The following is a 25,514-nucleotide window of genomic DNA, read 5'->3' on the forward strand; positions in this document are numbered from 1 at the left end:
GCCGAACGGCCGACCACTCCACAACTCAACAGCTTGCGGCATCCGGTACCCCCTCGGATGCCGCGGGGGATCGGCGTTCATGGACGACGCCCATCCGACGGTCACCACGACAACGACGTCCAGACGGACACAGATGGACACAGCGAAAGGAAACACCGTGAAGAACACGAAGAAGGTGCTGCTCGCGACGATCGCGGCCGGCTCCATGCTCGCGCTCAGCGCGTGCGCCGGAACGGGCGCCAGCGGAGAAGGCGGCGGCGACGGCGGCCTCATCGGCGTCGCCATGCCCACCAAGAGCTCGGAGCGCTGGATCCAGGACGGCGACGCCGTCAAGGAGCAGCTCGAGGAGCAGGGCTTCACCGTCGACCTGCAGTACGCCGAGGACGACATCCCCACCCAGGTCAACCAGATCGAGAACATGATCACGAAGGGCGCCGAGGCCCTGATCATCGCGTCGATCGACGGCACCACGCTGTCGCAGGTGCTGCAGGACGCGGCCGACGCCGACATCCCCGTGATCGCGTACGACCGGCTCATCCGCGACTCCGAGAACGTCGACTACTACGCGTCGTTCGACAACTACATCGTCGGCGTGCAGCAGGCCACCTCGCTCCTCGCGGGCCTCGGGCTGACCGACCTCGACGGTGAGCCTGCGGCGGATGCCCCGGCCGGACCGTTCAACATCGAACTGTTCGCCGGTTCGCCCGACGACAACAACGCCACGTTCTTCTGGAACGGCGCCATCGACACCCTGCAGCCGTTCATCGATGAGGGCACGCTCGTGGTGAAGTCGGGCCAGACCGACTTCGAGCAGGCCGCCATCCTCCGCTGGGACGGCGAGGTCGCGCAGGAGCGCATGGAGAACCTCCTCACCTCGACGTACTCCGACGGCTCGACGGTCAACGCGGTGCTCTCGCCCTACGACGGCCTGTCGCGCGGCATCATCTCGGCGCTCACCGACGCGGGCTACTCGGTCGGCGAGGGCTGGCCGATCATCTCGGGCCAGGACGCCGAGCTCGACTCGGTGAAGGCCATCAAGGCTGGCGAGCAGTACTCGACCATCTTCAAGGACACCCGCAACCTCGCCGCGGTGGCCGTCGACATGGCGACCGCCCTGCTCAACGGTGAGGAGCCCGAGGTCAACAACACGAAGGACTACGACAACGGCGTGAAGGTCGTGCCGTCGTACCTCCTCGAGTCGCAGATCGTGGTCACGGACAACATCACCGAGGTCCTCGTCGACAGCGGCTACTGGACCGAAGCGGAGATCGGCTAGCCGTCGATCGTCGCGACCGGCCGGTGGGGGACTACGCTTCCCCCACCGGCGGGTCCCGTCACCGGCGGTGAGGTCGCCGGCAAGTCCCGTCACCGGCGGGTCCCGTCACCGGCGGTCAGGACGCCGGCAACGAAGCAGGAGCAAGGATGACCACCAACATTCTCGAGATGCGCGGCATCACGAAGACGTTCCCCGGTGTCAAGGCGCTCGCGAACGTCACCCTGTCGGTCGGACGCGGCGAGGTGCACGCCATCTGCGGCGAGAACGGCGCCGGCAAGTCCACCCTCATGAAGGTGCTCTCGGGCGTCTATCCGCACGGCACCTACACCGGCGACATCGTCTTCGAGAACGAGACGGTGGAGTTCAGGGACCTCACCGACAGCGAGGCCAAGGGCATCGTCATCATCCACCAGGAGTTGGCGCTCAGCCCGTACCTGTCGATCGCCGAGAACATCTTCCTCAACAACGAGTTGAAGGGTCGCGGCGGCCTCATCGACTGGAACAAGACCAACTTCGAGGCATCCAAACTCCTCGCGCGGGTCGGCCTGCGCGAGAACCCGACGACGAGGATCATGGACATCGGCGTCGGCAAGCAGCAGTTGGTCGAGATCGCGAAGGCGCTCTCGAAGGAGGTGAAGCTCCTCATCCTCGACGAGCCCACCGCCGCACTCAACGACGAGGACTCCGATCACCTGCTCGACCTGATCCTGCACCTCAAGGAGCAGGGCATCACGTCGATCATCATCAGTCACAAGCTGAACGAGATCAAGAAGGTCGCCGATTCGGTGACCGTCATCCGCGACGGCAAGACGATCGAGACGATCGCGAAGCAGGATGTCACGGAAGACCGCATCATCAAGGACATGGTCGGTCGCGACCTCGAGCACCGCTATCCCGACCACACGCCGCACATCGGCGAGGAGCTGCTCCGGGTCGAGGACTGGACCGCGCATCACCCGCAGGACACGTCGCGGGTCATGGTCGACCACGTGAACCTGCACGTGCGCGCGGGCGAGATCGTCGGCATCGCGGGCCTCATGGGCGCGGGCCGCACCGAGTTCGCGATGAGCCTGTTCGGGCAGTCGTACGGCTCGCGCATCTCGGGCCGCGTGTTCCTGCGCGGCACGGAGATCAAGACCCGCACGGTCGCCGAGGCGATCGAGCACGGCATCGCCTACGCCACCGAGGATCGCAAGACCTACGGACTCAACCTCATCGAGGACATCAAGCGCAACATCTCGATGGCCTCGCTGAAGAAGCTCGAGAAGTACGGCCTCGTGCACGACAACGAGGAGTACGCGGTCGCCAACGAGTACCGCACGTCGATGAACATCAAGGCGCCGAGCGTGCTCGTGAAGACGGGCAAGCTCTCTGGCGGCAACCAGCAGAAGGTCGTGCTGTCGAAGTGGATCTACTCCGACCCCGAGGTGCTCATCCTCGACGAGCCCACCCGTGGCATCGACGTCGGTGCGAAGTACGAGATCTACTCGATCATCAACCGCCTCGCGGCGCAGGGGAAGGGCATCATCGTCATCTCGTCGGAGCTGCCCGAGCTCCTCGGCATCTGCGACCGCGTCTACGCCCTCTCCGAGGGCCGCATCACCGGTGAGCTCCCCGTGGAGGAAGCGACACCCGAGGCGATGCTCAAGCTCATGACCATGGAGAAGCCCCGCTAGCGCCGGCGCTGACGGAATCCACCGTTCCCACCAGGAGACACCATGACGAACCCGAACCCACCGCTCACCGAGGAGACGCACGCCGTCGGCGGCAACATCAACCCGGTGCAGAACCGCTTCACCGACCGCCTGAGCCACGTGCTCGCCGACCTCGGCAAGAACGGCATCTTCATCGCGCTCATCGCGGTGGTCGTGCTCTTCTCCATCCTCACCAACGGCATCCTCCTGCGGCCGCAGAACATCTCGAACCTCGTCGTGCAGAACGGGTACATCCTCGTGCTCGCGATCGGCATGGTGATGGTCATCATCGCCGGCCACATCGACCTCTCGGTCGGGTCGGTCGCCGCGTTCGTCGGGGCCGTCTCGGGCGTGTTCGCGGTGCAATGGGGGCTGCCGTGGTGGCTCGCCGTCATCCTCTCGCTCGGCATCGGCGCGCTCGTCGGCGTGTGGCAGGGGTTCTGGATCGCCTTCGTCGGCATCCCCGCGTTCATCGTGACCTTGGCGGGCATGCTCATCTTCCGAGGGCTCGCCCTCGTCGTGCTCGGCAACGCGAACATCGGCTCGTTCCCGGCGGAGTACCGCGCGCTCGGCAACGGCTTCCTCTCCGACGTGTTCGGCGACCTCGAGATCGACCCGCTCACGATCGGCGTCGGCGCGCTCGCGATCATCGCGCTCGTCGTGCAGCAGGTGCGCACCCGCCGCGGTCGCCAGAAGTACGGGCAGGACGTCGAGCCGATCCTGTGGTTCGTCACCAAGCTCGTGCTCGTGTCGGCCGCGATCGCCTTCTTCGCCTACTCGCTCGCGTCGTACAAGGGCATCCCGGTGACGCTCATCATCCTCGCCGTGCTGGTGCTCGTGTACGGCATCGTGATGAACCGCACGGTGTTCGGCCGCCACATCTACGCGATCGGCGGCAACCGGCACGCGGCAGAGCTCTCGGGCATCAAGACGCGTCGCGTCGACTTCTGGCTGTTCGTCAACATGGGCGTGCTCGCCGCGCTCGCCGGCCTCATCTTCACCGCGCGACTGAACCTCGCGGGGCCGAAGGCCGGCGACGGCTTCGAGCTCGAGGCGATCTCGGCGGCGTTCATCGGCGGCGCGGCCGTGCAGGGCGGCGTCGGCACCATCGGCGGCGCGATCATCGGCGGCCTCATCATCGGCGTGCTGAACAACGGCATGTCGATCCTCGGCATCGGCATCGAGTGGCAGCAGGCCGTGAAGGGCCTCGTGCTGCTCCTCGCAGTGGCGTTCGACGTGTACAACAAGCGGCGGTCGGGCGGGCAGTAGGGCGCGGCAGCGTCTCACGGGCGGATGCCGCGGCTTCGGCTCGCGGCATCCGCCCTCGTGTCACATATTGCGGATATACGATCCGGCGCGCCGCGGCGGGGGTCGATTCGCCGGGGTGTCGGATCGTATATCCGCAGAAATAGACGGATGCCGCGGGGGTGCGTCAGCTCGGCGACGCGCCCGCGGCGTAGTCGGGGAGCTGCTGCAGCGTCCAGCGGTTGCCGTCGGGGTCCTTCAGCGTGACGAACCTGCCCCACTCCTGCTCGTCGACGCCCTCGGCCTCGACGCCCTTGGCACGAAGCTCGGCCAACGCGGCGTCGGCGTCGGGGATCACCACCTGGATCACGTCGAGCGTGCCGGGCTCGACCATGCTGCCGAGTCCCTTGCCGATGGCGATCGAGCACGCCGAACCGGGCGGAGTGAGCTGCACGAAGCGCAGCCCCTCGTGCACCGTGGTGTCGTGGTCGGCGTTGAAGCCGAGCTTCTCGATGTAGAACTCCTTCGCGCGGTCGACGTCGGTGACGGGGACGAAGATGAGTTCGATCTTCCAGTCCATGGGATGCTCCTCGATACTGTGTGCGGGCGACCCGGTTCTCGTCGGATCGCGTACTGCCAGCATCCCGCACCATCCGGTCAGTTCCCGTCCGGATGGCGAAATCACCCGGCAACACCATTCACGCAGACGGAGGCGCCATGGATCTCGGCATCCACTACTGGAATTTCACCCACCCCGACGGCGACGCCGTCATCGCGCCGCACCTCGCCGACACGGCCAGAGCGGCGGATGACGCGGGGCTCGCGCTCTTCTCCGTCATGGACCACTTCTTCCAGATGGACCAGGTGCGCCCGGCGGAGGAGCCGATGCTCGAGGGGTACACGGCGCTCGGCTTCGTCGCCGCGCACACCTCGCGGATCCCGCTCTCGACCGTCGTCACCGGGGTCACGTACCGGCATCCCGGGCTGCTGGCGAAGACCGTCACCACGCTCGACGTGCTGTCGGGCGGGCGGGCCTGGCTCGGCCTCGGTGCCGCCTGGTACGAGCGCGAGCACGTCGGCCTCGGCGTGCCGTTCCCGTCGCTGGCCGAGCGGTTCGAGCGCCTCGAGGAGACGCTGCGCATCTGCCTGCAGATGTGGAGCGACGATGACGGCGCGTTCGAAGGCACCCACTACCGGCTCGGCGAGACCCTCAATCGCTCCCGGCCCCTCGGACGGCCGCACCCGCCGATCCTCATCGGCGGGACCGGCGAGCGGAAGACGCTCCGCCTCGTCGCGAAGTACGCCGACGTGTGGAATGTCAACGTGACCGAGCCCGACGAGATCCGGCACAAGATCGACGTGCTTCGCGCGCACTGCGAACGCGAGGGCCGCGACATCCGGGACATCCGCGTCACCGCCCAGGGCGGGCCGCTCGACCCCACGGCAGATCCCGACGCGTTCCTGCGCCACGCCGAGGAGCTCGCGAAGCTGGGCGTGCAGCACATCCAGGTGCGCGTGCAGCAGCCCGATCCCGTCGGCTTCGTCGGGCGCGTGGCCGACGACGTGCTGCCGCGGCTGCGCGACATCCGACCCGTCGCCCTGTAGCCGGACGGTCGCCGGATGTTTCCGCTCGCGCCGGATGTTCCCGGCCCAACAGGCGCACCACGCGCGAACGGAAACATTCGGCGGCGGCGCGTCGGGTGCGAGGATGGGATGCATGGACCTGCATATCACCGGGGATGCCGCGGCCGACCGGCTTCTCAGCGACGACGCGTTCGCCCTGCTCGTGGGCATGCTGCTCGACCAGCAGGTCGCGATGGAGACGGCGTTCGCGGGGCCCGAGAAGATCCGCGAGCGCACCGGATCGATCGAGCCGGCGTCGATCGCGGCGCACGACCCCGAGGCACTCGTCGAGGCGTTCAAGCAGACGCCGGCCGTGCACCGGTATCCGGGGTCGATGGCCGGGCGCGTGCAGGCGCTCGCCGCTGCCGTGCGCGACGACTGGGGCGGCGAGGCATCCGCCATCTGGACCCAGGGCGACCCCGACGGCGCCGAGGTGCTCAAGCGGCTGAAGGCGCTGCCGGGCTTCGGCGAGCAGAAGGCCAAGATCTTCCTGGCGCTGCTCGGCAAGCAGTGCGGCCTCGAGGCGCCGGGCTGGCGCGAGGCGGCCGGGCACTACGGGGCCGACGGCACGTTCGCGTCGGTGGCCGACATCGTGGACCCCGAGTCGCTGGCCAAGGTGCGAGCCACGAAGCAGGCGGCGAAGGCCGCCGCGAAGGCCGCGAACGGCTGAGCCCGCACGCCGCGCTCAGCCCAACCGGGTGAGCGCGGTGATCGACATCGTCGACGACTGGCCGTTCAGGCAGGTCTGGTAGAGCAGGTCGTACCCGCGAGGGAGGTCGTCGGTCGTCGCCGCGTCCTGATCCAGCATGCGCACGATGCCCTCGACGCGGTAGACGCCCTCGTGCACTCCGGTGAGGCGGATGACGGTGCCGGCGTCGTCGGGGAAGTCCTTGCCGCGGCACGACCAGTGCTCGGCGATGGTCGGGTGTGCCGGTGTACCGCTCGGTGAGGTCGACGGAGCAGCGGCACGCGTCGAGCTCGGGATACCAGCCCGAGGCCCAGACATGGTTGACGTACCCGGCGCTCGCGAAAAGCGTCTGGTGCTCGTTCCAGGCGGTCACGGCCTCCGCGAGTGCGTCGACGGGACCGCCGAGGGCGCGCACGCTCTCCTCGAGACGGGCCAGGTCGTCGAACTCGAGCGTCTCGAGCGCGGCGGCCGATTCGAGCTGCGGGGCGCCGAACCGGATGAGCGAGCGGTCGGTGCGCCGCCCGCCCGAGCCCGCATGGGTGAGCCGAACAGGACGCGCTGTCGGAGCGTCTCCGAAATGCCACTTGTGAGCGCTAACAAGTGAGCGCTAACATCCTGAGTGCAGCAGGACGACCTGACTGCCCGGCGCACCAGGAATCCCAGCAACGACGCACTTTCGCCGGCACCACTGAACAAGGAGGTTCACCCCTGATGAAGAAGCTCATCGGTCTCGCCGCGGCCGGCGCCATGCTCGTCGCCCTGGCCGGCTGCGCAAGCGAGGGCGGCGGCGCCGCCGCCGAGAGCGGCCCCAAGCCCCTCGACGAACTCGTGGTCGGCTTCGCGCAGGTCGGCGCGGAGAGCGGCTGGCGCACCGCCAACACCAAGGACATCCAGGCCGCCTTCGAGGAGGCCGGCATCGAGCTCAAGTTCTCCGATGCGCAGCAGAAGCAGGAGAACCAGATCAAGGCGATCCGCTCGTACATCCAGCAGCAGGTCGACGTGATCGCGTTCTCACCGGTCGTCGAGACCGGTTGGGACGCCGTGCTCAACGAGGCGAAGGCCGCGGGCATCCCGGTCGTGCTCACCGACCGCGCGGTCGACTCGAAGGACGAGTCGCTCTACGTGTCGTTCCTCGGCTCCGATTTCGTGAAGGAGGGCGAGAAGGCCGGCCAGTGGGTGCTCGACGAGTACGCCGACGCGACCGAGCCCGTCGAGATCATCCAGCTCGAGGGCACCACGGGCGCCGCGCCCGCGATCGACCGTGCCGAGGGCTTCGCCGAGGTCATCTCCGAGAACCCGAACCTCGAGGTGGTCGCCAGCCAGACCGGCGACTTCACGCGGGCCGGCGGCAAGCAGGTCACCGAGGCGCTGCTGAAGTCGAACCCGGGCGTCGACCTCATCTACGCGCACAACGACGACATGGGCCTCGGCGCGATCGAGGCGATCGAGGCGGCGGGCCTGAAGCCCGGCGAGGACATCAAGATCGTCACGGTCGACGCGGTGAAGGACGGCATGCAGGCCCTCGCCGACGGCAAGATCAACTTCATCGTCGAGTGCTCGCCCTTGCTCGGCAAGCAGTTGATCGAGATCATCAAGCAGATCAACGACGGTGAGACTCCCCAGAAGCGCATCATCACCGAGGAGACCACCTTCACGCAGGAGCAGGCGATCGAGGCGCTTCCCGACCGCCAGTACTGAGTTCCAGTGAGCGGATGTCGCAGCCGCGGCATCCGCTCACCCGAACGCCTCGGCGGGTGCGCGGCCGTCCATGCCGCGCACCCGCCTCCCCACGCTTCACCACCAGCTCGATGGAGAGACACGTGAACCAGGCACCCCCGGCCCCGGTCGTCGAGATGCGCGACATCTCGATCAGCTTCCCGGGCGTGAAGGCGCTCGACGGCGTCGACTTCCGCATGTTCCCCGGCGAGGTGCACTCGCTCATGGGCGAGAACGGCGCCGGCAAGTCCACGCTCATCAAGGCGCTCACGGGCGTCTACGGCATCGACGCCGGCACGATCACGCTCGCCGGCGACCGGGTGTCGTTCTCCGGCCCGGCGCAGGCGCAGGCCGCCGGCATCTCGACGGTGTACCAGGAGGTGAACCTCCTGCCGAACCTGTCGGTCGCCGAGAACATCATGCTCGGCCGCGAGCCGCGCCGCCTCGGCTCGATCGGCTGGCGCGCGATGCGCCGCCGCGCGGCCGAGCTGCTCGCCGGCCTCAACCTCGACATCGACCCCGGGTCGCTGCTCGGCGACCACTCGCTCGCGGTGCAGCAGCTCGTCGCCATCGCGCGCGCGATCGACGTGCAGGCGAAGGTGCTCATCCTCGACGAGCCAACGTCGAGCCTCGACGCCGACGAGGTCGCCGAGCTCTTCCGGGTCATCCGCTCGCTGAAGGAACAGGGCGTCGCGATCCTGTTCGTCTCGCACTTCCTCGACCAGGTCTACGAGATCTGCGACCGCCTCACGGTGCTGCGCAACGGCAAGCTCGTGGGGGAGTACCTCGTCGACGAGCTGCTGCGCATCGACCTCGTGCAGAAGATGATCGGCAAGGAGCTCACGACGCTCGACGACCTCGAGCAGCGCGCCCGTTCGGTCGTCGTCGACGATTCGGATGCCGCGGTGTTCGTGAATGCGGCGGGGCTCGGGCGTCGCGGCGCCATCAACCCGGCCGACCTGCCCATCGCGGCCGGCGAGGTCGTGGGCCTCGCGGGCCTGCTCGGATCGGGCCGCACCGAGTTCGCCCGGCTCCTCGGCGGCATCGACCGCGCGGATGCCGGCGAGCTCACGATCGGCGGCCGGCCGACGAAGCTCCGCACGCCGCGCCAGGCCATCGCACACCGCATCGCGTTCTCATCCGAGAATCGCCGCGACGAGGGCATCGTCGGCGACCTCACCGTGCGCGACAACATCGTGCTCGCGCTGCAGGCCGACCGCGGCTGGTTCCGGCCCATCCCGAAGAAGCGGCAGGACGAGCTCGCGCAGAGCTACATCCAGGCGCTGAACATCCGCCCGGGCAATCCCGACGCGCTCGTGCGCAACCTCTCGGGCGGCAACCAGCAGAAGGTGCTGCTCGCCCGCTGGCTCGCGATCGCCCCGCGCCTCCTCATCCTCGACGAGCCGACGCGCGGCATCGACATCGGCGCGAAGGCCGAGATCCAGAAGCTCGTCTTCAACCTCGCCGAGAACGGCATGAGCGTGCTGTTCATCTCGGCCGAGCTCGAGGAGGTGCTGCGCCTCAGCCACCGCATCGTCGTGCTCCGCGACCGGCACGTGGTCGCCGACCTCGAGAACGACGGGCTCACCGTCGATTCGCTGCTCGCCCTCATCGCCGACGGCTCGGTCGAGAGCGATGAGCCGGTTCGGGATGTCGCGGCCGCGGCATCCGTCACCGCTGCATCGGTCACCGGCCACACGGAAGACCCGACCGCCGACCACCCCGCCCCCACCACCGCCGACCACACCGAAGGAGGCCGCCGATGAGCGCCCTGCTCGCCCGCATCGTCGCGCACCGGCTGTTCTGGCCGGTCGTCATGCTCGTGGTGCTGCTCGTGATCAACCTGGTCGCGTTCCCCGGATTCTTCACGATCAGCGTGCGCGACGGGCACCTGTTCGGCAGCCTCATCGACATCCTGCGCAACGGCGCGCCGACGCTCATCATCGCGGTCGGCATGACGCTCGTGATCGCCACGCGAGGCATCGACCTGTCGGTGGGCGCGGTCGCCGCGATCTCGGGGGCGGTCGCGTGCTCGATCATCCTCGGATCGCCCGAGCCCGGCAGCCTCGCGACGGTCGCCGTGGCCGTGACGGTGGCGCTCGTCATCTCGCTCGTGCTCGGCGTGTGGAACGGATTCCTCGTCGCGGTCATCGGCATCCAGCCGATCATCGCGACGCTCATCCTCATGACGGCGGGCCGCGGCGTGGCGATGCTCATCACCGAAGGCCAGATCCTCACCGTGAACAGCCCGCCGTTCAAGTTCCTCGGCTCGGGCTTCTGGTTCGGCGTTCCGATCGCCGTCATCATCGCGGCCGTCGTGTTCGGCGTCGCGGCGCTCGTGACCCGGCGCACGGCGCTCGGCATGTTCATCGAGTCGGTCGGCATCAACCCCGAGGCGAGCCGCCAGTCGGGCGTGCGGGCGCGTGGGCTGCTCGTCGTCGTGTACACGTTCTGCGCGTTCTGCGCGGCGATCGCCGGGCTCATCCTCACGGCCAACACGGCGGCAGCCGACGCGAACAACACGGGCCTGTTCATCGAGCTCGACGCGATCCTCGCCGTGGTGATCGGCGGCACGTCGCTCGCCGGCGGCCGCTACTCGCTGCTCGGCACGCTCGTCGGCGCCCTGGTCATCCAGACGCTCGTGACCACGGTGTACACGGTCGGCATCCCGCCGATCGCGACCATGGTGTTCAAGGCGGCGGTCGTCACCGTGGTGTGCCTGTTGCAGTCGCCCACCACGGCAGAGGCGTTCAGCGGGTTCCGCCGAAGGCTCGCCATCCGGGCCGGGAAGGGGGCGGCGGCCTCATGACGAAGCTCATCGACGCACCCGCACGCCCCGGCCGGCCGGCCGGCCCCGGCCGCGGCGGACCAGCCGGCGGCACCGGCCCCGGCGGCGGCGGCACTCGCCGCAACGTCGGCAGCGGCATCCGGAACCTGATGACCAGCCCGAAGTACGGCCCGGTCATGGTGACCGCCGTGCTGTTCGTCGCCGTGTTCGTGATCGGCGGCGTGCGCTACCGCGGGTTCTTCTCGGGGCAGGTGTTCCTCAACCTGCTCGTCGACAACTCGTACCTCATCGTGCTCGCGGTGGGCATGACGTTCGTGATCCTCACGGGCGGCATCGACCTCTCGGTGGGCGCGGTCGTCGCGCTCAGCGGCATGATTGCGGCGAGCCTGCTGCAGACCGGCTGGTCGCCCGGCGCGGTGATCCCGCTGATCCTGGTGCTCACGAGCGTGCTCGGCCTGCTCGTGGGGCTCATGATCCACGTGTTCAAGGTGCAGCCGTTCATCGCGACGCTCGCGGCGATGTTCCTCGCGCGCGGCCTCTGCTACGTGATCAGCCAGAGCTCGATCGCGATCACCGACCCGACGTTCGTGCAGCTCGCGGTCGCGCGCATCCCGCTCGGCGGCGGCCTGTCGATCACCGCGAGCGTCATCATCGCGCTCGTGGTCGTCGCGCTCGCCGTGTGGGTGCTGCACGCGACGCGGTTCGGGCGAACCGTGTACGCGATCGGTGGCGGCGAGACATCCGGCCTGCTCATGGGCCTTCCGGTGGCGCGCACCAAGGTGCTCGTCTACGTCATCTCGGGGTTCTGCTCGGGCCTCGCGGGCGTGCTGTTCACCTTCTACACGCTCTCGGGCTACCCGCTCACGGCGATCGGCACCGAGCTCGACGCCATCGCCGCGGTCGTGATCGGCGGCACGCTGCTCACCGGCGGCTACGGGTTCGTGCTCGGGTCGGTGCTCGGCGTGCTGGTGCTCGGGGTCATCCAGACGATCATCACGTTCGAGGGCACCCTCTCGTCGTGGTGGACGCGGATCTTCATCGGCGTGCTGCTGCTCGTCTTCATCATCCTGCAGAAGGTGCTCACGGCCAGGCGGCGGTGAGGGATGCCACGTGGCCGAGGGTCCGGCGCCGAGCCGGGCCTTCCGCCTCCCGGCCGGAGCATCACCGGGCGGGATAATCGACGGAGAACGATCGCGCCGGCGGCGCGAGACAGGAGCGCGGCGCGAGTGGGCGACCGAGACGACAAGGCGCGGGTCGCGACGATCTTCGACGTCGCGAGGCTGGCCGGGGTGTCGCACCAGACGGTCTCGCGCGTGCTCAACGACCTGCCGAACGTGCGGCCCGCGACGCGAGCGCGCGTCGAGCAGGCGATCGCGCAGCTCAGGTACGTGCCGTCGCCCGCGGCCCGCGCGCTCGTCACCCGTCGCACCCGCACCCTCGGCCTCATCGTCACCGGGGCACCCGACTACGGCCCGTCGTCGACGGCGCTGCACTTCAACGAGGCCGCGCGCGACGCCCGGTATTCGGTCATCACCGCGAGCATGCTCGAGACGGATGCCCCGAGCCTCCGTTCCGCGGCCGAACTCCTCGTGCGCCAGAACGTCGAGGCCATCGTGCTCATCGCCGCGCAGCGGGAGGCGCTCGACGCGCTCGACGGCATCGAGCTGGGCGTGCCGATCGTGGCCGTCGCCTCGGAGGATCGCGGCGGCATGCATCGCGTCTGGCTCGACCAGTACGCGGGGGCCCGGCTCGCGGTCGAGCACCTCATCGCGCTCGGGCACCGCGAGATCCGGCACGTCAGCGGCCCGGTCAACTCGATGGACGGTGCCGAACGCGTGCGCGGTTGGACGGCCGCGCTCGCCGAGCACGGCCTTGCCGCTCGCGAGCCGCTCGTGGGGGACTGGTCGCCCGGCAGCGGGTACGTGCACGGTCGGGCGCTCGCGCGCGACGCCGAGATGACCGCCGTGTTCGTGTCGAACGACCAGATGGCACTCGGCGTGATGCATGCGCTCACCGAGGCGGGGCTCTCGGTGCCCGGCGACGTGAGCGTGGTCGGCTTCGACGACATCCCCGAGGCGGCGTACTTCGCCCCGCCGCTCACGACCGTGCGCCAGGACTTCGACGCGCTCGGTCGTGACGCGATGGCCGGCGTGCTCGCCGTGCTCGGCGACGACGAGCGGCTCATGCCGGCGCCGCGAGTGCCCGACCTCGTCGTGCGCGTGAGCACGGCGGTGCCGGCCCGCGACCGGGCGGCGCTCGAGCGCTGAGGCGCGGGGCGCCCGCGCGGGTACGTGGCGCATGCGCCTGCGCGCCACGTGCGCGCCCTCCGCGCCACTTCGGCTGGCGCACAGGCCGCAGAAGTGGCGCGCAGCGGCGCGGCGCGGCGGGAGGTCAGCCGACGAGGAACTCCGCGATCGCGAGCGCCATGGTGCGCGGCTCCCAGCGGTGGTCGGCGGCGGCGATGGTGCGGGTCTCGGCGTTCGGCATGGTCGCGACGAGGGATGCCGCGGCCGACGTCATGATCGGCAGTGTCTCGTCGCCAACCAGCGCGAGGGTCGGCTGCACGATGCTCGCGAAGAGCTCGGCGCGCGGCGCGGACTGCGTCCAGGCGAGGGACTCGGCGTCGGGCTCGAGGCTCGGCGCGATGTCGAGCATCGTCTGCCAGGCAGGGCTCTGCTTGGCGCCCTCGAGCCACTCGGGCGGCATGTCGGCCATGTAGACCTCGAGCGTGCCCTCGCGGTCGCCGGCGGCGATGCGTTCGCGGAGCTCCTCGAGGAACACGCCGCCCTCGCGGCCCTCCTCGGGGTCGAGCGGCACCTCGAAGAAGACGAGCTTCGACACGGGCAGCCCCGCCGCCGCGGCCGCGAGCGCGATCGACCCGCCCGACGAGTTGCCGAACAGCGCGACCGCGTCGTCGGCCCCCTCGGTGAGCTCGTCGGCGAGCGCCCGCAGGTCATCGATCGTCTGGGCGAGCGTGATCGGGGCATCCGCCGGGCTCTCGCCGCGGCCGCGGCGGTCGTAGTCGACGACCGTGAACCCGTGCTCGGCGAGGTGCTGCGCCATTTCCACCGTCGCGGGATCGAAGCCGCGGAACTGCATCGCACCGCCGATGAGGATCACGGGCGGGCCCGAGCCCTCGATGTCGTACGCGATGCGCGTGCCGTCGGCGGATGTCACGAACTCGGTCATGCGGCCCCCTTGCGTCGGCCACAGGCTACGCGCGCCGCCCGACATCCTCCAGCGCCGCGAGGACTTGACGAGCGAATGTCGCGGCCCCCCGATCTGGGGCGTTCGCCGGTCCTCCGACACGCACCCGCCCGCCCCGGCGATGTCGGTGGGTGGTGGCAGGGTTGAAGGCACAACACCATATGTAGGGGTCGGTGGGGCGCTACGCCCCAAGGGTTCGTGCCGCGGCATCCGTGCGACACGCCGCGACACGCCCGACATCCGTCCACAGGCCCACGAGATTCCGATCTCACAGGCTGTGGATAACACGGGTGTCATTCGCGAGAATCCGCCGATCGCCGCGACATCCGTCATCCACAGCCGGTGGAAAGACCGGTGGATAACTACACGGATGTAACTACATCATCTTGTGGCGGTTCAGTTCCGCAGCCACTAGATGTAGTATTGAAGAACCGAATCAGCAACACCGGGGGCGGGCTCCTCCGAGCTCGAGAACAACGAGGGGAAACCATGACGGTCACGGTCTACACCAAGCCTTCCTGCGTCCAGTGCAACGCCACCTACCGGGCGCTCGACAGCAAGGGCATCGAGTACGAAGTGCTCGACGTCACCGCCGACGAGCACGCCCTCGCGCAGGTCAAAGAGCTCGGGTACCTCCAGGCCCCGGTCGTCATCACCGACGAAGACCACTGGTCGGGCTTTCGCCCCGACAAGATCGCCGAGCTCGCCTCGCGCCTCGCCTGATGGCAACCCCGGCCTGACCTCGAGCGGAACCGTCCTCGAGATCAGGCCGGCGGTCATCAGGAGCACCACCCCGGTCCCTGAGCGTGTCGAAGGGACTCGCACCCGCTTCGACAAGCTCAGCGAGCGACCTCCGGCGAAGGATGCACCATGACGAATCTCGTCTACTTCTCGAGCGTCTCGGGCAACACCGAGCGCTTCATCGAGAAGCTCGGCCGGCCGGCCGTGCGCATCCCGCTGTACGCGCGTGACGAGCCGCTGCACGTCGAAGATCCGTACGTGCTCGTCGTTCCCACCTACGGTGGCGGCGAGGGCAAGGGCGCGGTTCCCAAGCAGGTCATCAAGTTCCTGAACGACCCGCACAACCGCTCACTCATCCGCGGCGTGATCAGCGCCGGCAACACCAACTTCGGTACGGCCTTCGGTCTCGCCGGCGACATCATCGCCGGGAAGACCGGGGTGCCGCACCTCTACCGCTTCGAAGTATTCGGCACACCCGACGACGTTCGCGCCGTCGACGAGGGATTGGACGCATTTTGGCGAACACAGCAGGAACCATGGCACGCGACGCAGGCGGGGCATCCGCAGCACCTGACGGCGTAGCGCTCATGGACGCTCCGCGCACCAGCGTGGCGATGGACTACCACTCGCTCAACGCGATGCTGAACCTGTACGGCCCGAACGGAGAGATCCAGTTCGAGAAAGACAAGGAGGCCGCGCGCGAGTACTTCCTGCAGCACGTCAACCAGAACACGGTCTTCTTCCACTCGCTGCGTGAGCGCCTCGACTACCTCGTCGAGAAGGAGTACTACGAGAAGGAAGTTCTCGACATGTACTCCTTCGAGTTCATCCAGAAGCTCAACGACCTGGCGTACTCGAAGAAGTTCCGCTTCGAGACCTTCCTCGGCGCGTTCAAGTACTACACGAGCTACACGCTGAAGACCTTCGACGGCAAGCGCTACCTCGAGCGCTTCGAGGACCGCGTCGTGATGACCGCGCTCGGCCTCGCCCAGGGCGACGAGCAGCTCGCGACCGACCTCGTCGAGGAGATCATCGGCGGCCGCTTCCAGCCGGCCACGCCCACGTTCCTCAACACCGGCAAGGCGCAGCGCGGCGAGCTCGTCTCGTGCTTCCTGCTGCGCATCGAAGACAACATGGAGTCGATCGCCCGCGGCATCAACTCGGCGCTGCAGCTGTCGAAGCGCGGTGGCGGGGTGGCGCTCTCGCTCTCGAACATCCGCGAGTCGGGTGCGCCCATCAAGCAGATCGAGAACCAGTCGTCGGGCATCATCCCCGTGATGAAGCTCCTCGAAGACAGCTTCTCGTACGCCAACCAGCTCGGCGCACGCCAGGGCGCCGGCGCCGTGTACCTCAGCGCGCACCACCCCGACATCATGCGGTTCCTCGACACCAAGCGCGAGAACGCCGACGAGAAGATCCGCATCAAGACCCTATCGCTCGGCGTCGTCATCCCCGACATCACGTTCGAGCTCGCGAAGAACAACGAGGACATGTACCTGTTCTCGCCGTACGACGTCGAGCGCGTCTACGGCAAGCCGTTCGGCGACGTGCCGCTCACCGAGAACTACCGCGCCATGGTCGACGACCCGCGCATCAAGAAGACCAAGATCAACGCCCGCCAGTTCTTCCAGACCCTCGCCGAGATCCAGTTCGAGAGCGGATACCCCTACATCGTGTTCGAGGACACGGTGAACAAGGCCAACCCCATCAAGGGCCGCATCAACATGTCGAACCTCTGCAGCGAGATCCTGCAGGTGAACACGCCGACGACGTACAACGAAGACCTGTCGTACAACCAGATCGGCAAGGACATCAGCTGCAACCTCGGTTCGCTGAACATCGCCCTCACCATGGACGGCCCCGACTTCGGCAAGACCGTCGAGACCGCGATCCGCGGACTCACCGCGGTGTCGAACATGTCGCACATCTCGTCGGTGCGGTCGATCGAAGACGGCAACGACAAGTCGCACGCCATCGGCCTCGGCCAGATGAACCTGCACGGCTACCTCGCCCGCGAGCGCATCTTCTACGGCAGCGAAGAGGGCATCGACTTCACGAACATGTACTTCTACACGGTGCTGTTCCACGCGCTGCGCGCCTCCAACAAGATCGCCATCGAGCGCGGCGAGACCTTCGAGGGCTTCGAGGACTCGAAGTACGCGTCGGGTGAGTTCTTCGACAAGTACACGGATGCTCCGTGGGTGCCCGCTACCGCGAAGGTCACCGAGCTCTTCGCCGACGCCGGCGTGCACATCCCGACCCAGCACGACTGGCAGCAGCTGAAGGCCTCCATCATGGAGCACGGCATCTACAACCAGAACCTGCAGGCGGTGCCGCCCACCGGCTCGATCTCGTACATCAACAACTCGACGGCCTCGATCCACCCGATCGCGTCGAAGATCGAGATCCGCAAGGAAGGCAAGATCGGCCGCGTGTACTACCCGGCGGCGTTCATGACGAACGACAACCTCGAGTACTACCAGGACGCCTACGAGATCGGCTACGAGAAGGTCATCGACACCTACGCCGCGGCGACGCAGCACGTCGACCAGGGCCTCTCGCTCACGCTCTTCTTCAAGGACACGGCGACGACCCGCGACATCAACCGGGCGCAGATCTACGCGTGGAAGAAGGGGATCAAGACGATCTACTACATTCGCCTCCGGCAGCTCGCGCTCGAAGGCACGAACTTGGATGAGTGCGTCAGCTGCATGCTCTAGTGAGTATTTCTCACTTTCGGATGTCTCGAACGAAGGATTAGACGGATGACCCTCACCGACCCGGTCAACTCGGCCCAGAACGACCCCGCCCACGGCGGCAAGCTCAAGCTCGTCGATCACGTCAACGCGATCAACTGGAACCGCATCCAGGACGACAAGGACCTCGAGGTGTGGAACCGCCTCGTGAACAACTTCTGGTTGCCCGAGAAGGTGCCGCTGTCGAACGACGTGCAGTCGTGGAACACGCTCACCCCCGAGGAGCAGACCCTCACGATGCGCGTGTTCACGGGTCTGACCCTGCTCGACACGATCCAGGGCACCGTGGGCGCGGTCTCGCTCATTCCCGACTCGCTGACCCCGCACGAGGAGGCGGTGTACACCAACATCGCGTTCATGGAGTCGGTGCACGCCAAGAGCTACTCGTCGATCTTCTCGACCCTGTGCTCGACGAAGGAAATCGACGACGCCTTCCGCTGGTCGGTCGAGAACGAGAACCTGCAGAAGAAGGCCGCGATCGTCATGGAGTACTACCGTGGCGACGAGCCCCTGAAGCGCAAGGTCGCATCGACGCTCCTCGAGTCGTTCCTCTTCTACTCGGGCTTCTACCTGCCCATGTACTGGTCGTCGCGCGCGAAGCTCACCAACACGGCCGACCTCATTCGCCTCATCATCCGCGACGAGGCCGTGCACGGGTACTACATTGGCTACAAGTTCCAGCGGGGACTCGAGCTCGTCGACCAGGCCAAGCGCGACGAGATCAAGGACTACACGTTCTCGCTGCTCTACGAGCTCTATGACAACGAGGCGCAGTACACGCAGGACCTCTACGACGGCGTCGGCCTCACCGAAGACGTCAAGAAGTTCCTGCACTACAACGCGAACAAGGCCCTCATGAACCTCGGCTACGAGCCGATGTTCCCGAAGTCCGTCACCGACGTGAACCCGGCCATCCTCTCGGCCCTCTCACCGAATGCCGACGAGAACCACGACTTCTTCTCGGGGTCGGGGTCGAGCTACGTGATCGGCAAGGCCGTGAATACCGAGGACGAGGACTGGGACTTCTGAGGGACCTGTAGGTTCGCAGAACTGCACCGTGAGCTGCCTCGCACACGTTCTCTACTCACGATCGGATAACACTTCTGCCCATGTTCTGACGTCTTCGCGCGTTCGCGTGGATTGGCCCCTTCGTAGGCGACGGGTGGATCCGGGGTTTTGCCGCGGCCCGGTGGCGAGACGTTCGATTCGGCGAGCATGGTTGCGAGGGACCAAGCGAGGCCCTCAGCGCGGACTGCGACGGAACTGGCCGCAGTTCCCAAAACGATGGAGTGATCATTCAACTCAACGCCCTTCTGGCACACCTGGAGCAGCGGTCCCACGAGAAGATCGACGTCGAGCCGTCGGTCGTCTTGAAGGACGTCGATTCGTTCTCGATCGACTCGCTTGAGATCGGCCCAACTTGGCACCGGCTGACGGACATCGTCGCAGTCGTTTTCGACCTGAAATCGTCTACCAATCTCGAGAAGGGGCGTTCGCCGGAAGGCACTGCGAGCATTTACGACGCCGGAATTGGTGGTGTCGTTCGGACGCTCAATGATTTCGGCGCCCGGTTCGTGGACATCCAGGGCGACGGTGGATTCGGGCTTTTCTGGGGACCGGGTGCGTACCTTCAAGCGATGTGTGCGGCGATCACGATCAGGACTTTTAGCTACGAGTTCGAGGCGATTCTCAAGGACAAGTGGGCGAACGCGCCGTCGACCGGATTCAAGGTGGGGCTGTCCAGCGGACCTGTGATGGTCAAGCGTGTGGGTCTCGAACGCCACATGGACATGCAGGAGCCCGTCTGGGTTGGCCGGCCTGTCAACTACGCCACGAAAGCGGCGCAGCAGACCGAGCCCTATTTCATCTACGTCACCGGCTCGATTTGGGATGTGATCGCTGAGAACGACTATCTGGCATATTCGTGCGGGTGCGACGGCGGCCTGCCAAAGAGTTCACCGCCGAGCTTTCTCTGGCACAACGTCGAGCTCCAGAAGATCCCCGACGCGCAGAGGTACGGACTCGCACTCGGTAGTAGCTGGTGCCAACGACACGGCGAGGAGTTCTGCAATCTCATCCTCAGCGGTGCATCGAGGCGGACGGACATTCCCATTGAGGCTCGGCAGAAGCGCGAATCGTTGAAGCACGGATTGAACATGGATTCGGCGTTTGCGGAGCGTCGTGTAGAGCGGGAAGCGCGCTTCGCCGAACTCCGAGAGATGCGAAAGGCGGCGCAGCGATGACCTTTCGCAAGTCTCGCCCCCACGTCGCCGAAATGATCGATAGGGCGGCGGTCGCGAAGGCGATGTTGGCGGAGTCTCGCGCTGAGGTCGTTCAGGCGGATCAGAAGGCTTCAATGCTCCTTGCGGCTCTAGGTATCGGCTTCGGCCTCGTCCTGAGCGGGCAACTGGCCGGTGACTGGGACCCGAGCCGCCTAAGCGTTGCGGGCGAATCTGCGTGGTGGGTCGGTGCCGCCTTTGCAGCCGCATCTGTCGTTGTAGCAGCAGCGGCCGTTTGGCCCCGATACCACGCGGACGATCTCGAAAGCGGTATTGCGTATTGGGGCCACGCTGCAAGCTTTGACTCAGCCGAGGAGTTCAAGCGGGCGTTCACTTCCCGCGCCATGAGTTCTTCCGACCGAATCAATCATCAGCTTTGGCATCTCGCGCGTCTGGTTAACAAGAAATACTCGCTGGTCCGATGGGCGATGCGGCTCGCTGCGGCTGCGGCCGCTGCTATCGCCGTTGCGGTTCTTGTTCTCCGATAGGGTTGCGGCGGCTCATGATGAGACGCCTGTAGACGGTAGACCGGTCCACTCCGGGCACGCCCGCGGTGGTTGCCGCGGAGAGGTATCCGCGGCCGCGGCTTACGGGCCGGTTCGCTGCTCAGGCTCAGGGCGCTCGACCGCCGGCGCGCGCACAGCCGGCCGCCCGTGCGCGAGCTGGCCGGCCTGCGGCTGGATCCGTTCCGGCGCGAGGTCTACCGCGACGGCCGCTACGTCGCGCTGACCCGGAAGCAGTTCGCTGTGCTCGAAGTGCTCGTCGCCGCCGAGGGCGGGGTCATCAGCGCCGAGGAGCTGCTGGAACGGGCGTGGGACGAGAACGCCGACCCGTTCACGAACGCTGTACGCATCACGGTGTCGGCATTGCGCAAGCGGCTCGGCGAACCATGGGTGACCGCCACGGTGCCCGGCGTCGGCTACCGCATCGATGCCGGACCTCGTGCTGGAGCGGCGGGCGACGAGTGTGGCTAGGGCTCCTGGGCTGAGCGTTCGTCTCAAGCTCACCCTCAGCTACGCGGGGTTCCTCATGGCCGCGGGCGTGCTCTGCTCGTGGTCGTGTGGTTGTTCCTCCCGCGCTTTGTGCCCGCCAGTGTGATCGACACGCCCCTTGGATTCATCCCCGGCCGTGACGACCTTGGGCTGACCCCGTTTCGTAGGTCCAGTCGTTCTGAGAGTTGTCCTGTTGCCCGAGTGTTCGGGCACCGCGACCACGAGTTCGCTCGTACCGAGACGGAGGAGTGCTTCCCGAATCGGGGTCCGACTGAAGCCGAGCCACTCCGCAGGTCCGCATCCTTCAGCTGCTCTCCGGGCAGGAACGTGCGGTCGACGATCGCGTCGCGGAGCCCGCGGAACACGTCGTCGCGCAGCAGCGACCGGTCGACACCGGGGACACTCCGGGGGAATCGGCATGCAATACATTGCCCTCACTCCAGCCCCAGGATGCAAGTCGGCCCGAGATCTGTTGCCGCGCTTCGCATCATGCAATATATTGCATATCGTTGATGTTACACCTACATGACCGCAACCCACCGGCCGACCGGCCGCCACGGAAGGAAGAGATATGAACACCGAACACGACATCACCAACGTCGTCCTCGTGCACGGGGCGTTCGCCGATGGATCCGGATGGCGCCGCGTCCACGACCTGCTGACCGCGCGCGGCTACCGGGTCTCGATCGTGCAGAATCCGCTCACCTCGCTCGAGGCCGACGTGGCGGCCACCAACCGGGTGCTCGATCTCCAGGACGGGCCGACGATCCTCGTCGGCCACTCGTGGGGCGGCACCGTCATCACCGAGGCGGGCGTGCACCCAAAGGTCGCCGGCCTGGTGTACGTGTCCGCGCTGGCGCCCGACGCCGGCGAGACCACCGCTCAGCAGTACGAGGGGTTCGCGCCTACGCCCGAATTCGTCATCGACGTCGGCGACGACGGGTACGGCTACCTCAACCGCGACGCCTTCCACGCCGGATTCGCCGCAGACGTCAGCGCCGCCGACGCTGCCTTCCTCGCCGACAGCCAGGTGCCCATCGACATGAGCGTGTTCGGAACCCCGGTGACCGTGGCCGCCTGGCGGGACAAGCCGAGCTGGGCCGTCATCGCGACCGAGGACAAGGCCTTCGACCAGGCCATGCTTCAGCACATGGCCACGCGCATCGGCGCCGACATCACCAATGTCCCGGGCAGCCACGCTGCGTTCATCACCCAGGCCGAGGCGGTCGCCGACGTCATCGTCACCGCAGCCGAGCGCAGCGCGACGCGTCGTGCGGCGCCCATGTCGATGGAACTCGCGGAATCGGAGGACACCCGTGTCTCACGCTGACGGATTCGACCCGTACAACACCGAGACCGTGCCCCCGGTCGTCGCCCGGTACTTGAGCGCTCAAGGTGACGACGAGCGGAGGCAGGAGGTCGCCGAGGCCTTCACCGCGGACGCCCGCGTCACCGACGAGGGAATCGACTACGACGGCCGGGACCGCATCCGCGCCTGGGTCGACAAGACCGGCAGCGAGTACACGTACACGACGGCGCTCATCGGTCAGCGTCAGGAGGGGCCTGACCAGTGGACGGTCGTGGCGCACCTGGAGGGCGACTTCCCCGGGGGCGTCGTCGACCTGCGCTATCGGTTCAGCCTCGAGCAGGACAGGATCTCGAGGCTGGTCATCGCACCCTGAGCCGACGGGGGCGGCGCCGCGGCGTCGCCCCTGCCGTGTTGGGTCGAGCAGCCACCGCTCACCGCCACCCCAACGCCGGCGCGACGTGGGTCAGGATCGACTCGAGGACGTGCGCGTTGTACTCGACGCCCAACTGGTTCGGCACCGTGAGCAGCAGGGTGTCGGCGGCTGCGATCGCCTCGTCTTCGCGCAACTGCTCGATGAGAACGTCGGGTTCGGCGGCGTAGCTGCGGCCGAAGACGGCGCGGAAGTCGTCGATCACGCCGAACTGGTCCGACCGGTCGCCACCTCCGACGAAGTACCGGCGGTCCATGTCGTTCACGATGGCGAAGATCGACCGGCTCACCGAGACCCGCGGTTCGCGCTCGTGCCCTGCCTCGGCCCAGGCGGCGCGGAACGCCTCGATCTGCTTGCGCTGCTGCACGTGGAACGGCTCGCCCGACTCGTCCTCCTTGAGCGTCGAACTCATGAGGTTCATGCCCTGCTCGGCCGCCCACACGGCGGTCGAGTCGGAGCCGGCGCCCCACCAGATGCGGTCGCGCAGGCCCGGTGACTGCGGCTGGATGCCGAGCGGCCCCGGATGCGGGTTCGGGAACATCGGGCGCGGATTCGGCTCAGCGAACCGCGCCCCGTCGATGACTTTCAGGAAGACCGTGGCGTTGTTGCGGGCGACGTCGGCCATGGTCGAGCCCTCGGGCGCCTCGTAGCCGAAGTAGCGGTAGCCGTCGATGACCTGCTCGGGCGACCCGCGCGAGATGCCCAGCTGCAGGCGGCCGCCCGCGATGAGGTCGGCGGCGCCGGCATCCTCGGCCATGTACAGCGGATTCTCGTAGCGCATGTCGATCACGCCCGTACCGAGCTCGATGCGACTCGTCTTCGCGCCGGCCGCCGCGAGCAGCGGGAACGGGCTCGCGAGCTGGTTCGCGTAGTGGTGCACCCGGAAGTAGGCGCCGTCGGCACCGACCTCCTCGGCCGCCACCGCCAGGTCGATCGACTGCATCAGTACGTCGGACGCCGAGCGCGTCTGCGAGCCGGGGGAATTCGACCAGTGTCCGAAAGAGAGGAAACCGATGCGCTTCATACAGGGCTTCAACGCCAGGCGCCGCGGCGCATTCCGGGAGGGGTGCCGTTGCGGCGCGCATGGCCCGCGGCCCGACGGGGCCGACCACAATGAGCCGAAGATGGCGCGGCGGGAGCCCCCTATGCGGGAGGAGCCGCGACGTCCTCTGCGCTCGTGGCGTCGACGAGCCGGGCGCGATCGAGGATGCCGCGCGTGATACCGCGGACGACCATCCACGCGAAAGGCGCAGCTGCCAGGAGGAGGACCTCGCCGGCGAGGCTCATCCACATTGCATTGCGGAACTGTTCGAGCGTCTCCGCGGCCAGGTAGACGCGACTCGAGATCCCAATGACGAAGTTGCTGCCCAGGAAGAGCAGCCACCAGACGATCTGCCACGAGGGCCGCGAGAGACCGATGGCACGCCAGAGATCCGAGACGTTCTGGTAGGGGAACCAGAAGCTGACGATCGGGATGAACCAGGAGCTCGCGTGCCGGCCGGGCGAACGTCGTGTCCGGCCGACGACCTGCTTGGCGGCGCGGTACTGCCAGATGGCCCACAGCACACCCGTCACGATGAAGGCGATACTCGACAGAACGCTGACGAGCGCTGTCGACTGGTCGTAGGCCTCGATCGAGCCGATGGCCGCCCCGTCACCAGCGAGGTAGCCCGACACCGCGCCGATACCGAACAGCTCGATTCCGATGGTGACGAGGGACAGGCCGCTGCAGACGATCAAGAGCACCTGGGTCGCAGATGCCATCTTGGAAAGTGCATGCGCTGCGGCCGCGTGCTGGACGGCTTGCTCGGGCTGTGCCGATGTTGCGTCCGGGCCAGACTGCGAGCCCGCAGCGGGCGTCGTCGACGGCGGAGGAGTTGTGGTCATCGGGTGTGGCTTCCTTGAGTGGGGGTCGTCGAGGGGTTCGCGATCCGGACAGCCCTCTACGGTTGGGTCGTGAGTCACTGTAGCGATGCGTCGACGCCGTCGGGATCACGATTGAGCCACACCTCTCGGAGTCGCACCGAGGTGTGTCGGGTGAACATGACGTGCGTGGTGTTGCACTCAATTGTTCAGCGGTGGGTTCGTCGTTCCGCCGCCCTTTGGGAGCGTCTGTCAGCGGATGTCGGCAAGCGGATCCGGTGTGAGACGCGAGGCGATCTCATCGTTCGCGAGATGTGAGCCGTCTCCGGCCGGAAGGACGCGCTATGGCGTCGAGCTGAGCCGGATGTCGACGTCCCGAAGTGGCGCGTAGTGCACTGGAGAAGTGATGAAGATCCCAACTGCGAGAAGTGAGAGCACGGTGCCGATGGAACACACTCGAGTCATGACGGTGCCGGCCCTGTCCCGAAGGCGACGGCTCGCCAAGATGAGCAGGCCGAGCCCGGCCAGGCCGCCGGCAGTGTTGACGATGAGATCGGTGACGTCGCAGCTCCCGATCGACAGGACCCACTGGGTGACCTCGAGGGCGAGGCTCGACCCGGCGACCACGGACGCGAGCTTCCACCGGGGCCACGACGGCGCGAGGAGGCCGAGGTAGAGGCCGAAGGGAACGAAGAGCACGACGTTCGCGACGACCTCGAACGGTTCGCTGGCGCCGTCCTCCGCGGTGGGGGCGAACGGGACGAGCTTGATGTGGCGCAGCTCGCCGTTGCCGGTGTACGGCGGCTCGAGCTTCCACAGCACGAGCCAGACAAGCAAGGCGAGGTAGACCAGGAACAGCGCGACTAGGTGTACTGACCTGGATCGTTGTTGACGTAGGAGAGACCTC

At 67.3% G+C, this 25,514-nt stretch carries 24 protein-coding genes and 2 pseudogenes; 19 read left to right on the forward strand and 7 right to left on the reverse strand.

Translation table 11 applies throughout. The features are described 5' to 3' along the window. The first annotated feature begins 205 nt into the window (after positions 1–205). The 3 genes from chvE to mmsB all read left to right on the forward strand — a co-directional run bounded on the left by chvE (position 206) and on the right by mmsB (position 4,239). The gene (gene chvE / locus EZM51_RS15995) at positions 206–1,276 is read left to right on the forward strand and encodes a multiple monosaccharide ABC transporter substrate-binding protein (protein ID WP_211195951.1); all 1,071 of its coding nucleotides are present in this window, start codon (positions 206–208) and stop codon (positions 1,274–1,276) included. Between the two features lie 146 nt (positions 1,277–1,422). Beyond that, the gene (gene mmsA, locus EZM51_RS16000; protein WP_136709302.1) at positions 1,423–2,952 is read left to right on the forward strand and encodes a multiple monosaccharide ABC transporter ATP-binding protein; all 1,530 of its coding nucleotides are present in this window, start codon (positions 1,423–1,425) and stop codon (positions 2,950–2,952) included. A gap of 42 nt (positions 2,953–2,994) precedes the next feature. Beyond that, positions 2,995–4,239 carry a multiple monosaccharide ABC transporter permease gene (mmsB, locus tag EZM51_RS16005; protein ID WP_136709303.1) on the forward strand — a complete coding sequence of 415 codons (1,245 nt, stop codon included), beginning with the start codon at positions 2,995–2,997 and terminating at the stop codon, positions 4,237–4,239. Positions 4,240–4,402: 163 nt separating this feature from the next. Here the strand turns inward: mmsB and EZM51_RS16010 are convergent, their stop codons facing one another. Next, positions 4,403–4,795: a VOC family protein gene (locus EZM51_RS16010; RefSeq protein ID WP_136709304.1), complete on the reverse strand. Its 393-nt coding sequence runs from the start codon at positions 4,793–4,795 to the stop codon at positions 4,403–4,405. A 137-nt stretch (positions 4,796–4,932) separates the two neighbouring features. Between EZM51_RS16010 and EZM51_RS16015 the strand changes: the two genes are divergently transcribed. Next, positions 4,933–5,820 carry an LLM class F420-dependent oxidoreductase gene (locus EZM51_RS16015; protein WP_136709305.1) on the forward strand — a complete coding sequence of 296 codons (888 nt, stop codon included), beginning with the start codon at positions 4,933–4,935 and terminating at the stop codon, positions 5,818–5,820. 103 nt (positions 5,821–5,923) lie between these two features. After that, positions 5,924–6,508 carry an HhH-GPD-type base excision DNA repair protein gene (locus EZM51_RS16020; RefSeq protein ID WP_136709306.1) on the forward strand — a complete coding sequence of 195 codons (585 nt, stop codon included), beginning with the start codon at positions 5,924–5,926 and terminating at the stop codon, positions 6,506–6,508. Positions 6,509–6,523: 15 nt separating this feature from the next. On the opposite strand, the gene EZM51_RS16025 is transcribed toward EZM51_RS16020, so the two are convergent. Continuing rightward, positions 6,524–6,844, reverse strand: coding sequence for a hypothetical protein (locus EZM51_RS16025; RefSeq protein WP_136709307.1), 321 nt, complete (start codon positions 6,842–6,844; stop codon positions 6,524–6,526). Positions 6,845–7,237: 393 nt separating this feature from the next. Here EZM51_RS16025 and EZM51_RS16030 point away from each other — a divergent pair, with 393 nt between their 5' ends. The 5 genes from EZM51_RS16030 (at position 7,238) to EZM51_RS16050 (ending at position 13,297) form a co-directional block, all read left to right on the forward strand. After that, positions 7,238–8,224: an ABC transporter substrate-binding protein gene (locus EZM51_RS16030; protein WP_211195946.1), complete on the forward strand. Its 987-nt coding sequence runs from the start codon at positions 7,238–7,240 to the stop codon at positions 8,222–8,224. A 155-nt stretch (positions 8,225–8,379) separates the two neighbouring features. Next, positions 8,380–10,008, forward strand: coding sequence for a sugar ABC transporter ATP-binding protein (locus EZM51_RS16035; protein WP_248305709.1), 1,629 nt, complete (start codon positions 8,380–8,382; stop codon positions 10,006–10,008). Beyond that, complete coding sequence (locus tag EZM51_RS16040) at positions 10,005–11,051, forward strand: ABC transporter permease (protein ID WP_136709309.1); 1,047 nt, start codon at positions 10,005–10,007, stop codon at positions 11,049–11,051. Before EZM51_RS16035 ends, EZM51_RS16040 begins: the two co-directional genes overlap by 4 nt. Before the next feature lie 128 nt (positions 11,052–11,179). Beyond that, entirely contained in the window at positions 11,180–12,130 is a 951-nt protein-coding gene (gene yjfF / locus EZM51_RS16045) for a galactofuranose ABC transporter, permease protein YjfF (protein WP_211195952.1), read from the forward strand. A gap of 126 nt (positions 12,131–12,256) precedes the next feature. Then, positions 12,257–13,297 (forward strand): LacI family DNA-binding transcriptional regulator, encoded by a 1,041-nt coding sequence (locus tag EZM51_RS16050; protein WP_248305704.1) that lies wholly within the window; start codon positions 12,257–12,259, stop codon positions 13,295–13,297. Between the two features lie 124 nt (positions 13,298–13,421). On the opposite strand, the gene EZM51_RS16055 is transcribed toward EZM51_RS16050, so the two are convergent. Continuing rightward, positions 13,422–14,219 (reverse strand): alpha/beta hydrolase, encoded by a 798-nt coding sequence (locus EZM51_RS16055; protein ID WP_169053942.1) that lies wholly within the window; start codon positions 14,217–14,219, stop codon positions 13,422–13,424. 507 nt (positions 14,220–14,726) lie between these two features. On the opposite strand from EZM51_RS16055, the gene nrdH reads away from it, so the two are divergent. The 7 genes and pseudogenes from nrdH to EZM51_RS16090 all read left to right on the forward strand — a co-directional run. Continuing rightward, positions 14,727–14,960, forward strand: coding sequence for a glutaredoxin-like protein NrdH (gene nrdH / locus EZM51_RS16060; protein ID WP_136709313.1), 234 nt, complete (start codon positions 14,727–14,729; stop codon positions 14,958–14,960). 147 nt (positions 14,961–15,107) lie between these two features. Then, positions 15,108–15,560, forward strand: a complete 453-nt coding sequence (nrdI, locus tag EZM51_RS16065) for a class Ib ribonucleoside-diphosphate reductase assembly flavoprotein NrdI (RefSeq protein ID WP_136709314.1) — start codon at positions 15,108–15,110, stop codon at positions 15,558–15,560. 32 nt (positions 15,561–15,592) lie between these two features. Beyond that, positions 15,593–17,698 (forward strand): class 1b ribonucleoside-diphosphate reductase subunit alpha, encoded by a 2,106-nt coding sequence (gene nrdE, locus EZM51_RS16070; protein WP_211195953.1) that lies wholly within the window; start codon positions 15,593–15,595, stop codon positions 17,696–17,698. Between the two features lie 45 nt (positions 17,699–17,743). Next, positions 17,744–18,763 carry a class 1b ribonucleoside-diphosphate reductase subunit beta gene (gene nrdF / locus EZM51_RS16075; RefSeq protein ID WP_136709316.1) on the forward strand — a complete coding sequence of 340 codons (1,020 nt, stop codon included), beginning with the start codon at positions 17,744–17,746 and terminating at the stop codon, positions 18,761–18,763. A 260-nt stretch (positions 18,764–19,023) separates the two neighbouring features. Next, complete coding sequence (locus tag EZM51_RS16080; protein ID WP_136709317.1) at positions 19,024–19,977, forward strand: hypothetical protein; 954 nt, start codon at positions 19,024–19,026, stop codon at positions 19,975–19,977. Next, positions 19,974–20,501 carry a Pycsar system effector family protein gene (locus EZM51_RS16085; protein ID WP_136709318.1) on the forward strand — a complete coding sequence of 176 codons (528 nt, stop codon included), beginning with the start codon at positions 19,974–19,976 and terminating at the stop codon, positions 20,499–20,501. The genes EZM51_RS16080 and EZM51_RS16085 overlap by 4 nt, the downstream gene beginning before the upstream one ends. A 117-nt stretch (positions 20,502–20,618) precedes the next feature. Next, positions 20,619–20,987 (forward strand): annotated as a pseudogene (locus EZM51_RS16090) (winged helix-turn-helix domain-containing protein); the annotation flags it as partial. Positions 20,988–21,212: 225 nt separating this feature from the next. On the opposite strand, the pseudogene EZM51_RS21130 reads toward EZM51_RS16090, so the two are convergent. Further along, positions 21,213–21,430 (reverse strand): annotated as a pseudogene (locus tag EZM51_RS21130) (GntR family transcriptional regulator); the annotation flags it as partial. A gap of 146 nt (positions 21,431–21,576) precedes the next feature. Here EZM51_RS21130 and EZM51_RS16105 point away from each other — a divergent pair. Both EZM51_RS16105 and EZM51_RS16110 read left to right on the forward strand, forming a co-directional pair. Further along, positions 21,577–22,335, forward strand: a complete 759-nt coding sequence (locus EZM51_RS16105; protein ID WP_136709319.1) for an alpha/beta hydrolase — start codon at positions 21,577–21,579, stop codon at positions 22,333–22,335. Next, positions 22,322–22,687 carry a nuclear transport factor 2 family protein gene (locus EZM51_RS16110; protein ID WP_136709320.1) on the forward strand — a complete coding sequence of 122 codons (366 nt, stop codon included), beginning with the start codon at positions 22,322–22,324 and terminating at the stop codon, positions 22,685–22,687. The genes EZM51_RS16105 and EZM51_RS16110 overlap by 14 nt, the downstream gene beginning before the upstream one ends. Before the next feature lie 58 nt (positions 22,688–22,745). Here the strand turns inward: EZM51_RS16110 and EZM51_RS16115 are convergent, their stop codons facing one another. The 3 genes from EZM51_RS16115 to EZM51_RS16125 all read right to left on the reverse strand — a co-directional run. Continuing rightward, on the reverse strand, positions 22,746–23,768 hold the full coding sequence (locus EZM51_RS16115) for an LLM class flavin-dependent oxidoreductase (protein WP_136709321.1): 1,023 nt from the start codon (positions 23,766–23,768) through the stop codon (positions 22,746–22,748). Positions 23,769–23,887: 119 nt separating this feature from the next. After that, positions 23,888–24,508, reverse strand: coding sequence for a DUF4328 domain-containing protein (locus EZM51_RS16120; RefSeq protein WP_169053943.1), 621 nt, complete (start codon positions 24,506–24,508; stop codon positions 23,888–23,890). 441 nt (positions 24,509–24,949) lie between these two features. Continuing rightward, the coding region (locus tag EZM51_RS16125) for a VanZ family protein (protein WP_211195947.1) at positions 24,950–25,514 on the reverse strand (565 nt) is incomplete at its 5' end.

This window comes from Agromyces sp. H66 (genome assembly GCF_004959775.1).
GTDB lineage: Bacteria > Actinomycetota > Actinomycetes > Actinomycetales > Microbacteriaceae > Agromyces.